Here is a 13,184-nt window from a genome sequence, read left to right as displayed (position 1 = left end):
GGACAGGTCGCGATCTATCCCTACGGGAATATATTGTAGGGAAAGGTTGAAGCTAATCTGTCTAAACTATAGGAGATGGTAGCAATGAGAAATGTATCAGTCTTTGAGTGGGGGTAGGGGCCCTCGATAAAGAGCGCCTTTGATTTGTTGCGGTGCTGCAGGCAACCCGAGGTACGAGGTTAGCTTCAAATCAGCTGCGCGATGCCCAAAGATGGGGCCTCCCGGCCCAGGACGGCACCAAAATCAACTATAGAACGATAAGCAAGTTATACTTCGAGCACACGTAACTATAAAATTATAGACTGGTTCCAAAAGTAAGCAAAGCCAGCTAAAGGCATAAGTAAAATCAACAGATATAACTTAAAGCTATACCACCCAACAGTACAAAACGTTATTGAATTATTCTGTAGATGCGATGGTTTTGTAGAAGTTGAACAATGCGGGAATATTCTTACATTTGAGTGCATGAAAGCTATTAAATACCTCTCCCAAAGGCTATACACTACCTGGTGCTGCACCTGGTTTATAGTGCCGTTTGTGGTTTCTTACCCGGTGCAGGCGTTGCTTATCCGGAAGGAGAAGTGGTATAAGCACGTGCATGGCATCAACAGAGCCTGGTCTACCATATTTTTGAGGATGTTTATGGCCCCGCTGATAGTAGAGTGGCGCATGAAATTCGACCCGAAGCAGCAGTATATCTTTACCCCAAACCACAGCTCTTACCTCGACATCCCGATGATGCTGCATTCCATACCGGGATTTCTTAACTTTGTGGGCAAAAGCTCGCTGGCTAAGGTGCCGCTGTGGGGGAAAGTATACAACAAGCTGTACATTTCCGTAGACCGTAGAAGCGCAGTAAGTAGCGCCAAAAGCTATATCAAATCGGTGAGGTCGCTGGAGCAGGGGCGCAATCTGGTTATTTTTCCGGAGGGCACCATACCGCCCACAGCCGGAGAGCAGTTGCTGCCTTTTAAAGACGGGCCGTTTAAGCTGGCCATCGAAAAGCAGTTGCCGGTAGTGCCGGTAACCATGCCATATAACCAACACTTCCTGCCCGACCTGGACGGGAAACTGAAAGTAAGATGGCATCCGCTTAAGGTAATATACCACGAGCCGATAGATACCAAAGGAATGACACAAGCAGACCTGCCACTTTTAAAGGAGCGGGTTTTTAACATAATCCAAACAGAAGTAACAAAACATACTAAGACACATGTCAACGGATATTCAGACTATCAGAAAATTAGCGCACTTAGCAAGGCTGGAGTTTAACGAGGAAAAAGAGCAGGAAGTGCTGCAGGACCTGAACAAGATCCTGAACTGGGTAGACAAGCTGCGTGAGCTGGACACAGAGAATGTGGAGCCACTTACCCACATGTCTGAAGAAGTAAACGTGCTGCGCGAAGATGTGGCGCAAAATACCGTATCGCATGAGCAGGCATTGCTGAATGCCCCTAAAAAAGACTCCGATTATTTCAGGGTACCAAAAGTGCTGGAGTAATCTGCTGACTTACATATGAGCAAAATCAAATTCTGGAAAGGCTGGGATACTGACACCAAGTATCCCTATCTTTTTTTATTGCTGCTTGCCACGTTAGCTCTGGCTATAGGTGTGTTTTACTACTTCACCGGAGAGGGCTATGTTTACGGCTGGGATAAAATTTCAGACCTGCAGGTAGTGCCGGTTCCGGTGCACGAGGTGTCGCGCCTGCTGGAGGAGTTTACCTTACCGGCGGATGGGTATTTGATTTTTGAACAGTACGACGTAACCCTGCCAACTGTAAACACCACGGCGGCCACGTTTTTTCTGGGTTTCATCGCACTTGGCATAGCCTTTTATGCCGCTGCCATCAGCACCATGAAGCGGATCCCATACTTTGTAGGGATGCTGCTGCTGATGCTGTTTTTGGCTAGTTTTTATTTTGATGAGCTGAGTATTTTTGGATCTGGTACAGGCCAGACAGCGCTGCTGGTAAGTATAATTACCCTGGCCTTAGGAAGTTATGCTTTCCAGGCATTCCTGCCAACTACCAGGTTTTCGCTGCGCCTGCTGGCCATGCTGGGCATTGTGGGCATACTTGGGGTGTTCTTTTACAGCGAAGCCGAATTTTCAGCCGAGCTGGTAACCCTGCACTTGGTAAACTACAGCAGCATCGGCACGCTTATCATTACCCTGCTGTTTATGCTGTGGGTATCTTACGAAAACGTAAATGTCCTGCTCTGGATAAACACACAGGCTAAAACACCTGAGCGCCGCTTTAGTATGTGGCAGTTTATACTTGTAGCTGTTTTATACTTGCTTAACCTGTTGCTGCTGTACCTGCGCCACATCGGTTACCTGCACGCCGACCTGCTGTACATTAATGCGTATGTTATCCTTTTGCTGTCGGCTGTGGCAGGCTTTTGGGGCATGCGCCAGCGCGAAGCTTACTACAAAAAACTCTTCTTGTTCAGGCCAACAGGTGCTGTACTGTACCTTGTTTTTGCCACCATTGCCTTTGCAAGTATAGGCTATGCCTTTGCAACTGCCAACGATACTTACATTGCGCTTTTCCGTGATCTGGTGGTATACACGCACCTGGCATTCGGCTTTATGTTTTTTATCTACATCATGGTAAACTTTGGCAGGCTGATAGAGCAGCGGTTGCCGGTTTACAAGGTGGTGTATGAGCCTAAAAACCTGTCGATGTTCTCGTTTTTCATCATGGGGCTTATACTTTTTGCCATACTTATTGTGCGCACGCAATACCGCTCCTACATGTATGCGCAGGCCGGTTACTACAGCTACCTCGGCGATTTATACACCGCATCCGGCAATGATATACTGGCAGAGCGCTTTTATGAAGAGAGTGATGTGTTTGACGTAAACAACGTAAAAGCCAATTATAGCCTTTCGGGTTTATACCGTAAAACAAACCAGCGCAACAACGAGATTCTCCGCCTGAAAGATGCAATATCCAAGCGCCCTAACCCGAAGCTTTACATCAGGCTGGCGAACCTGTACGATGCGAAACGCTATTTCTTTGAGAAGCTGTACGTGTTGCAGGAGGGGGTGAGGGAGTTTCCTGAAAGTGCAGAAATTTACAATAACCTGGCGCTGATGTATGCACAGACCAATGTGCAGGATAGCACCGCCTACTACTTTGACCTGGCCCAGAAGTATACTTCTGATAAAGATTTTATTTACAGCAACAGGCTGGCCTATTATACAAGGCAAGCCATGCTTGAGCCTGCGCAGGAGCTGCTCGATGCATCTATAAAAGGGAAGTATAAAACGCTGCGCAGCAATACCGCTTTGCTAAGGCAGTTGCTTGGCATGGAACCACGAGATAAGGAAGTCTTTATGCCTGATTCGTTGGATGCTGTAGAGGACCTTACCTTGTTCTATAACCAAACCATAAGCAGGCTAAGCGCAGGCGATACCGCCCGTGTTGCACCGATAGACCGCTATTTGGCATCGCCTGGCAACCAGATTTTTTTCGAGGACCTGTTATACTTGAAAGGCCTTATACACCACTACAATGGCCGGCCAAGAGAAGGCAGGCGACTGCTGGAGAACCTGGCCTTGCAGGCAGAAGCAAAGAGTGGTTACTATAACTACGCCCTTGGCCATTGGATGCTGGAAGAGAAGAACTACAGAGCAGCTGCCTCATACTTCAAGAAAGCAAAAGACAATGGCTACCAAAACGCATTTCTGGCACACGGTTATGCGCTGGCGCTGGCCAACGAGCCTGAACAAGCCATTGGGGTGCTGCAGGAAGTAGCTTACACCGAAAACGAAGCAGCTATTGCCGTGGCACAAGACCTGATGGCTGTGCTGCAGCAAAATACCCAAACAATTGTGGCAGAGGCCCCTGACAAAGATAAAGTGCAGTACCTGTTGTCGTTTTTGCCGCGCCTGACTATGCAAGAGGTAAACGCTTTGGTAAGCTCAGTACAGGATAAGGAGCTTAGCCGTAGTGCCATGGTGGCGCGTGTAAATTACCTGATGGGTAAGAAAAGATGGAAAGAGGCGTATGATGCCATACAAGAGGCTTCGACGAAGCTGCTGCCAGAGGGGCAGTTGCGATCTGCTTTAAACCTGCAACAGCTGCGCTTGTGGCTAAATACCGGCAAGTATGATCTGTTGCTTTCCAGGATGGAGCAGCTGCACCTGACCGACCGCGACAAGCGGCAGTATTTATACTTTAAAGCAAGAGTAGCCGACGCCAGAGGCCGAAACGAAGAAGCTGCCTCCAGGTATGACCAGGCTCTGAAAATGCTTTTATATGATGAGGAAGTGGTGTTAGCTGCAGCTGATTTTTTTCAAAGGAACGAGCCAAAAACGGAAAAAGCTTACAACATACTTTTAAGCGGAATTACTTATAACCCATTTGCGCCGGAGCTGCACAAGGCTTATGCCCTCGAAAGTATAGAATTAGGCCTTTACAACTATGCAGATGAGGCTAAAGAGACTTTGCAAAGCTTGCTTCCTGCCTCTGAATATACTACATTTATAGAGAAATTAGACAAAAAGCGGCAGGAGGCTGAATCGAAAGCCGATAGCTGGCAACTATAAAATAAGCTGTATGAGCGTTATCATCGAAACTCACGACATATCCAAAGTCTACCGAATGGGAGCCGAAACCATTCATGCCCTTAGTTCTGTGTCCATCAAAATTAACAAAGGCGAGTATGTAGCTTTTATGGGGCCTTCTGGTTCCGGTAAGTCTACGCTGATGAACATTATAGGCTGCCTTGATACCCCTACCGGCGGGCAGTATATACTGAATGGGCAGGATGTGAGTAACATGAGCGATAACGAACTGGCCGAAGTACGCAACAAGGAGATAGGCTTCGTGTTTCAGACCTTTAACCTGTTGCCGCGCCAAAGCTCTCTTGAAAACGTTGCCTTGCCATTGATTTATGCCGGTTACAGCAAAAGCCAGCGCGAAGAAAAAGCGCAGCAGGCCCTGGAAAGTGTAGGCCTGGGCAACCGCGGCAAGCACAAGCCAAACGAATTATCAGGTGGCCAGCGGCAGCGAGTGGCTATTGCCCGTGCCCTTATAAACGACCCAAGTATCATACTTGCCGACGAACCGACGGGTAACCTTGATACCAAAACATCTTACGAGATCATGGAGCTTTTTGAGAACCTTCACTCCAAAGGCAACACCATCATCATGGTAACACACGAAGAAGACATTGCCCGTTACGCACACCGCATTGTGCGCCTGCGCGATGGCCTTGTAGAGTCTGATATCATGAATGATGATGTGATAACCGCCTCCAGATTTCAGACAGAGCACTCAAACTAAATGAAAATTTATACTAAAACAGGCGACAAGGGGACAACAGCACTCATTGGCGGTACCCGTGTGTCTAAGGCTGACCTGCGCATAGATGCGTATGGTACCGTGGATGAGCTAAACTCATACATTGGCTTAGTGCGGGACCAGGAGGTAAACAACAGCCGCCTCGATGTGTTAAAAGAAATACAGGACAGGCTGTTTACCATTGGAGCATTGCTGGCAACTGATCCCGGAAAATCAAAGATGAAAACGCCGGACCTGCACGAAGAAGATATTACGTTACTGGAGCAGGAGATTGATGCGTATACAGCTGAAGTGCCTCCGTTGCGTGCGTTTATACTACCAGGCGGGCATCAGTCTGTTTCGTTTTGCCATGTAGCCCGTTGTGTTTGCCGCCGTGCAGAACGACTGGCCATTAGCCTGCAGCAAGTTTCAGAAGTAGATGATCTTGTTATAAAATATTTAAACAGATTGTCTGACTATCTGTTTGCTCTTTGCCGTAAAATGACGCAGGAACTCGGTGCCGAAGAAGTAACCTGGAAACCGCGCGTCTGATACCCAATTAAAGGAACCAAACAAATCTAATATGTCTTTAGATATGCTAACGATACCTGCCGAATGCGTTGCACAATCCCGCATTTCGGAACTGGACTATAATAATATTGAGTTCGGTAAGATCTTTTCAGACCACATGCTGGTGGCAGATTACAAAGATGGCGCCTGGCAAACTCCTCAGATCATGCCATATGGCAATATGTCTTTAAGTCCGGCAACGTCGGCGCTGCATTACGGGCAATCTATTTTTGAAGGCATGAAAGCATACAAGTCTACGGATGGCGCTATTTTGCTTTACCGCCCGCTGGATAATTTAAAGCGCCTGAACATTTCCGCAGAGCGTATGTGCATGCCTGCGTTACCGGAAGATATCTTTATGCAGGGCCTGGAGCAGTTGCTTAAACTTGATGCTGCCTGGGTTCCTCCAACCGCAGGTTGCGCGCTATACATCCGTCCGTTTATGTTCGCTACCGATGATTTTATCGGAGTGCGCCCATCTTCTACATACCGTTTTATTATCTTTTCTTGCCCGGTAGGCGCTTATTACGGGCAACCGCTTAAAGTAGCCATAGAGCCACATTATATGCGCTCAGCTGAGGGAGGAGCCGGTTTTGCCAAGGCTGCAGGTAATTACGGTGCGGCGCTTCTGCCTGCCCGCAAAATGCAGGAAAAAGGATACCATCAGCTTATCTGGACAGATGCCCGCGATCATAAGTATATCGAGGAGTCTGGCACCATGAACCTGATGTTTGTAATTGACGGCAAACTAATCACACCGCCTGTCAGCACTACCATTCTGAAAGGTATAACAAGAGACAGCGTGCTGCAGCTTGCCCGCGACCTTGGGTATACTGTAGAAGAGCGCAAAGTAGCTGTAGATGAAATTGTGGAGGCTCATAAGGCTGGAAAGCTGCAGGAGGCATTTGGTACAGGTACAGCCGCTACCATAGCTCAGATTGCTGTTATCCACCACAATGGTGCAGATATGGAGCTGCCTGCAATAGAAGGGCGTGAAATATCTAACAAGGTTGCCACAGAACTGGATAAGATCAAGACAGGCGAGGCTCCGGACACTCATAACTGGGTATACCGCATCAACCTGTAAGTATAACGCCAGAATTAAGCATGCTGAAGTATAAGCAATGGTTTATACTTCAGCATTTTGTATTTAAAATAAAGTATAACCGCATAGCTAATGACAACCGAGCAATTAAAAGAGTTGAAGGCCAGAGTAGAGGCCTTGAGGAGGTACCTTTGACTACGATACCAAAAAGCAGGAAATAGCCCAAACCGAGGAACGCACCACCGCCTCAAATTTCTGGGATGACCCCAAAGAGGCAGAGAAAGTACTGAAAGAGGTAAAATCCATAAAAGTATGGACGGACCACTACGAAGAAGTTGAAAAAGCCGTGTCTGACTTTGAGGTGCTGTTCGACTTCTATAAAGAAGGTGATGTATCAGAAGAGGATATACAGGGAGAGTATAAAAAAGCTTTAGAGGCCGTTGAAGGACTTGAATTTAAGCGGATGCTCAGCGGCGAAGAAGATCAGCTTAGCGCCATACTGGAAATTAACCCGGGAGCAGGCGGTACTGAAAGCCAGGACTGGGCGGAGATGCTGATGCGCATGTACATCATGTGGGCTGAATCGCATAAATTCGGTGTGAAGCAAATAAACTACAATGCTGGCGAAGGCGCAGGTATAAAGTCGGCCACATTGGAGATTACCGGTGATTTTGCCTACGGCTATTTAAAGTCTGAAATTGGAGTACATCGCCTGGTGCGCATCTCGCCATTCGATTCAGGGGGCCGTCGTCATACTTCATTTGCTTCGGTATTTGCCTATCCGGTTGTGGATGATACGATCAACATCGAAATAAACCCAAGCGATATTGACTGGGACACGTATCGTGCGGGTGGTGCAGGTGGCCAGAACGTGAACAAAGTAGAAACAGCTGTTCGCCTGAAGCACAAGCCGACTGGCATCGTGATCGAATGTCAGATTGAGCGCTCGCAGCTCATGAACAAAGAACATGCCTTGCGCATGTTAAAGTCGCGCCTTTACCAGATAGAAATGGAGAAGCGCAACGAAGAGCGTGACCGTATCGAAAGCACCAAAAAGCGTATCGATTTTGGCTCGCAGATACGAAATTACGTGTTGCACCCTTACAAACTCGTAAAAGACATACGCACCGGTGTAGAGCGTTCTGATGTGCAGAATGTGCTGGATGGAGACCTGGATGAGTACATAAAGGCATTCCTGATGCAGGCATAATAGCATCCTTATACATAACACCAAAAGCAAAGAGGGGCACCCACTGAAGGGTGCCCCTCTTTGCTTTTGGTGCAGCTCAAAACATGATCATACTTACCTATCTATATTCTCAAATAGCGCTCTATTTAAGTCGCCTTTTATTAGAATATTTAAATTTTACATATTTGCATACTGCGGTTGTTTTTTTATAATATTTGCTTCTTTAGCTGTACTTAAATAATCATCAACCGTATATTATTTAATAAAATAAACAAAATTTATACTTTTAAGAAGCTGTATATTTTATTATTTAAATTTATTCAATATTGGTAAAATGCAAATTATTTAAGCTGGATGTTGATCAGGAGTAGAGCAAGGTCCGGGTAAAGAAATTGGCACAGAAGACTGCCATGTTCTGATCTATCAATAAACAAAACTACCACACCATGAAAAAACTACTACTAGTAAGTTTTGCCTTGCTATTTGTCTGCATGCAGCAGGCTTGGGCACAGGGCAGAACTATAACAGGTACTGTAACAGACCAAGCTACGGGAGATGGATTACCGGGCGTTGCAGTAATTGTTAGGGGTACCACTACTGGTACTACCACAGGGGCGACAGGAGAATATTCTATAACCGTTCCGGAAACCGCCAATACTTTAGAATTCCGTTTTATTGGATATGCTACTGTAACACGAGAAATAGGCAATGCAACTACCATAAACGTGGCGCTGGGCGTGGATGCCAAGCAACTGCAAGAGGTTGTGGTAACAGCCCTTGGCCGTGAGCAAGAAGAAAGAACACTAGGCTACGCGACGCAGCAGGTAGGTTCAGAAACGCTAACGCAGGGCCGTGAGCGAAGTGTGGCCAATGCGCTGCAGGGCAAAGTTGCCGGCGTTAACATACAAAGCCAGGGCGGTGGTCCGGGTTCTTCTACTCGTGTGGTTATTAGGGGCTCTAAATCTATCATAGGCTCTAACCAGGCACTCTTTGTAATTGATGGGGTTCCGGTAGATAATAGCAGCTCCGGCACAAGCGATAACCTTAACAATGGTGTAGACGTGGGTAACCGCGCCAACGACATTAACCCCGACGACATTGAGTCGGTGAACATACTTAAGGGGCCTGCCGCAGCTGCACTTTATGGCTCCCGGGCAGCTAACGGGGTAATCATGATTACAACTAAATCAGGCAGAGGGGCAACCAAGAAAGCCGAAATCACCTTACTTTCTTCTTATGTAGTCGAAGACATACTTCGATATCCGGAGCTGCAAAACCGTTATGGGCAGGGTTTCTTCGGTGCGCCAGACTTACTGGAAAATACCAGTTGGGGGCCTGTGTTTACAGGTGAGCTGCTGCCTTGGGGACAAATAATTGACGGCCAGCAGCGCGTAAAGCCTTATGTGGCCCTGGAGGATAACATCGAAGAATTTTTCGATTATGGCTCTAACTGGACAAATACTGCATCCCTGTCCGGAGCCGGTGAAAATGTAACATACTATACTTCGTACTCCAACACCCAGCAGGAAGGGGTGGTGCCAGGCACAGAGTATGAGCGAAATTCGTTAGCGTTTAAAGGCACAGCCAAGCTGGCAAACAAGTTTAATTCAAATGTATCCATCACCTATACCAAATCCGGAGGCGATTTTGCCATTACCGGACAAGGTAATTCTGTGTTCAACCAACTTATTCAAACCCCTCGCGATATTCCGGTGCGGGAATTGGAAGACCTGAATAACCCCTTTAATGATGAGGCAGGTTTTTATTCCCCTTATACCATTAATCCTTATTGGGCCATCCGAAACCAAACATTTACAAATGATGTGGACAGGCTGTTTGGTAACGTGCAGTTAGGGTATGAGCTAAATGAGAACCTGAATTTTGTATACCGCATTGGTACAGATTTTTACATTGATCGCCGCAAGCAATTTCAGGCCATCAGAGATGTAGAGGGGCAAAATGTTTCAAACAACGACAACGGTTCTTACTCGGAGCAGCAGATATATTACCGTGAAATAAATTCAGACTTCATGGTTAACTATAACCGTGATATAAACGAGGACATTTCGCTGGAAGTGCTTTTGGGCCAGGCAATAACAGCCCAGGTAACTGAGAACCTGTTTGCTCAGGCCGACGCCCTGGCAAATAACCAGGTTAGGTCGCTCAGCAATATTGTGGGTACACCTTTGGCAAGCAGCTTTAGAGAGCCAAGAAGGCTGATCGGAGTGTACGGATCTGCCAAGGTGGGCTTCAGAGATTTTATATGGTTAGAAGTTACAGGCCGTAACGACTGGGCTTCTACGTTACCAGTAGGTGACTGGAGCTTCTTTTATCCTTCGGTAAACCTTGCTTTTGATGCTGCAGAGGCTTTTGGGTTAAGCGAATCGACACCATTCAACTTTGCCAAATTGCGCATCAATTATGCCGATGTTGGCAACGGCGCTCCTCCATTTTTTACACAGCGTGTGTTTGTGTCGGGTAATATCAGCGATGGCTTTGCCGGTACAGACCTGAATTTCCCTTTTGCAGGAATCCCTGGGTTTGAAGTAAGCAACGTAATTCCTAATAACGAGCTGCAACCAGAAAATACAGGCTCCTGGGAAGTTGGTGCAGATATCAGGCTGTTTAATGATCGGGTAAGGCTGGATGCAGCTTACTTTGACTCCAAATCTGTTGACCAGATACTATCGGTGCCTATCTCTTATGCCTCAGGCTTTGGTAATGCTAACCTGAATGCAGCAACTGTTCGCAATAAAGGCCTTGAGTTGCTGGTTGGCGGTATTCCATTCGAAACGAATGATTTTTCATGGGATGTGAGCGTCAATTTTACAAAAATTGAGAACACCGTAGAAGAGGTAGCGGTAGGAACAGAAATATCTTTAGGAGGCTTGGCCTCTGCTACCTTAGTTGTTTCAGAAGGAAGGCCCTATGGTACATTCCTAGCAGAGGATTACCTGCGCGATCCGCAAGGCCGCATCGTTGTAAACCCTGCAACAGGTAGGCCAAGGTCATCAACTGAGCAAACCTACCAGGGCAGTATACAGCCGGACTGGACGGGAGGATTGGTGAATACATTCAAGTATAAAGGGGCGCGCTTATCCATTGTGTTTGATACAAGACAGGGCGGTAAAATGTACTCCAGGACCAGGGCAACACAACGGTTTGCAGGTACAGCCCCAGAAACAATCTACAACGACCGCCAACCTTTCATCATTCCTAATTCTGTGGTAGAAGTTGGTACTACCGGAGAGTATGCCGAAAACACAACACCACTAACGAACAGTAACCTTTACGATTACTGGGGCAACTTGCCGGAAGGCACAAACATCATTGATGCCTCTTTTACAAAGCTAAGAGAGGTTAGCCTGTCTTACAGACTGCCAGCATCAATAACTGAAAAAACTTTCCTTGGCAATATCGAGGTTGGTGTTTCTGGCAGAAACCTGATTCTCTGGACGCCTGATGAGAATACATACATCGACCCTGAGATGAACAGCTTTGGTAATGGAAACCTGCAAGGCTACGACTTCACCAGTACGCCTAGTACACGCTCATGGGGTGCTAACATCAGAGTTACTTTTTAAGACACCTGAACAGAGAAATCATGAAAAAGATATATAAATATGTGTTTGCGACAGTTTTAGCTTCATTTATGAGTTTAACTGCCTGCGAAAACTTCTTGGATGTAAACACGGATCCGAATAACCCGGCTGTATCTACACCAGAACTTACCTTGCCGGTAGGGCAAGGTGAGCTGGCTTACGTGCTAGGTAACCAATTCCAGTTTTTAGGTAACTTCTTTGCGCAGCACTGGACACAAGCCGGTGCCGCTAACCAGTATTGTGTGCTGGAGCTTTACGAAATCCAATCCTCCAGTTACGATGCACGTGTATGGGGCGAGCTGTATGCCGGAGCCTTGAACGATTTCAGGTTCGTGGCCGATGAGGCAACCTTAAACGAGCAGTCAAATTATGCTGCCATCGGTGAGATTATGCAGGTTTATACGATACAGGTAATTACGGATGCCTGGGGAGATGTTCCAGCTTCTGCATCACTACAAGGACTTGAAAACCTTAACCCAGAATACCAGCCCCAGGAAGAAATCTACAACGACCTGATCTCGAGGTTGGATGCAGCCATCGCTTTAATAGACCCCAATGCCGACTCACCGGCGCGCGATGATCTTGTATTTAATGGTGACATGAACCTATGGACAAAATTTGCCAACACACTTAAGCTGAAAATATTTCTCCGACAGGCTTATGTAAGGCCTGATGTTGCGCAGTCCGGAATACAGGCCATGTATAGCGCAGGGGCACAGTTCTTGGATATTGGCGAAACTGCAGACGTGGAATTTGCTGACCAGACTCAAAATAGGAATCCGTTTTACCAGACACAGGTGGTATTTAGAGGAGGAGTGGATGTGGTGGCCAGTAACACAGTTCTCAATTATCTGCAGGATACCAATGATCCGCGAATAGATGAGTTTTTTGCCCCGGTAGAAAGTGGTGCCGGTGCCGGAAACTTTGTTGGCGTGGACCAGGGGGTAGAATGCACCCCTGAAAGAACAGGTAACCAGGCCAACACGGTATCTAAGCCCGGCCCGGCAGTAGCGAGCCCAACAACCGCAATACCACTAATTACCGCAGCCGAAAGCTACTTTTTGCAGGCGGAGGCAGTAGCCAGAGGCTGGACAAACGGTGCAGGCACCGCAAGTGAACTGTATGCACAGGGTATAAGAGCCTCGTTTGATTACGTTGGCGAAGATGCAGCAAGCGTGACAGCATTTCTGCAGCGGCCTGGTGTAGTCTACCCTACCGGAGCGGCAGTAGAGGAGCAGGTCGAGCAGATAATTACTCAGAAATGGGTTTCGTTTAGCGGAGTTCAAGGTTTCGAAGCCTGGACGGAGTACAGGAGAACGGGGTATCCTAGCTTTATTGAGCCCTCTGCGGCTTCTACGCTGGGCGCGGGCATCATACCAAAGCGTTTAGTTTATCCGAATACCGAGGCTACCCGAAATACAAGCTACCCAGGTCTTGTGGAAACTACTGTGCCAGTTTGGTGGGATGTAAAAGACTAGTGTAGA

The 13,184-nt window shown here is 47.2% G+C and carries 9 protein-coding genes; all 9 read left to right on the top strand.

Features of this window, described 5'->3' with window-relative positions; all coding sequences use genetic code 11:
- The first annotated feature begins 465 nt into the window (after positions 1-465).
- On the top strand, positions 466-1,272 hold the full coding sequence (locus Q1A23_RS16030; RefSeq protein ID WP_299825088.1) for a lysophospholipid acyltransferase family protein: 807 nt from the start codon (positions 466-468) through the stop codon (positions 1,270-1,272).
- Complete coding sequence (gene gatC, locus Q1A23_RS16025; protein WP_299825086.1) at positions 1,214-1,501, top strand: Asp-tRNA(Asn)/Glu-tRNA(Gln) amidotransferase subunit GatC; 288 nt, start codon at positions 1,214-1,216, stop codon at positions 1,499-1,501. Before Q1A23_RS16030 ends, gatC begins: the two co-directional genes overlap by 59 nt.
- 15 nt (positions 1,502-1,516) lie before the next feature.
- Positions 1,517-4,558 carry a hypothetical protein gene (locus Q1A23_RS16020; protein WP_299825084.1) on the top strand — a complete coding sequence of 1,014 codons (3,042 nt, stop codon included), beginning with the start codon at positions 1,517-1,519 and terminating at the stop codon, positions 4,556-4,558.
- A gap of 10 nt (positions 4,559-4,568) precedes the next feature.
- A complete protein-coding gene (locus Q1A23_RS16015; RefSeq protein ID WP_299825082.1) occupies positions 4,569-5,297 on the top strand; it encodes an ABC transporter ATP-binding protein in 729 nt (242 codons plus the stop codon).
- Complete coding sequence (locus Q1A23_RS16010; protein ID WP_299825080.1) at positions 5,298-5,846, top strand: cob(I)yrinic acid a,c-diamide adenosyltransferase; 549 nt, start codon at positions 5,298-5,300, stop codon at positions 5,844-5,846.
- Between the two features lie 31 nt (positions 5,847-5,877).
- Positions 5,878-6,951, top strand: a complete 1,074-nt coding sequence (locus Q1A23_RS16005) for a branched-chain amino acid aminotransferase (RefSeq protein WP_299825078.1) — start codon at positions 5,878-5,880, stop codon at positions 6,949-6,951.
- 90 nt (positions 6,952-7,041) lie between these two features.
- Positions 7,042-8,119 (top strand): peptide chain release factor 2 gene (gene prfB / locus Q1A23_RS16000; protein ID WP_299825077.1). Its coding sequence is split into 2 segments (ribosomal slippage): positions 7,042-7,101 and positions 7,103-8,119, totalling 1,077 coding nucleotides; the frame shifts between segments, so codons are not numbered across the junction.
- Between the two features lie 425 nt (positions 8,120-8,544).
- Positions 8,545-11,682 (top strand): SusC/RagA family TonB-linked outer membrane protein, encoded by a 3,138-nt coding sequence (locus tag Q1A23_RS15995; protein ID WP_299825076.1) that lies wholly within the window; start codon positions 8,545-8,547, stop codon positions 11,680-11,682.
- A gap of 20 nt (positions 11,683-11,702) precedes the next feature.
- Positions 11,703-13,178: a SusD/RagB family nutrient-binding outer membrane lipoprotein gene (locus Q1A23_RS15990; protein WP_299825075.1), complete on the top strand. Its 1,476-nt coding sequence runs from the start codon at positions 11,703-11,705 to the stop codon at positions 13,176-13,178.
- Positions 13,179-13,184: the final 6 nt, after the last annotated feature.

Origin of the sequence: uncultured Pontibacter sp., assembly GCF_947492645.1 — a bacterium.
Lineage (GTDB): Bacteria > Bacteroidota > Bacteroidia > Cytophagales > Hymenobacteraceae > Pontibacter.
Note: the sequence above shows the minus strand (reverse complement) of the source record. Positions and strands in the feature narration are given on the sequence as shown.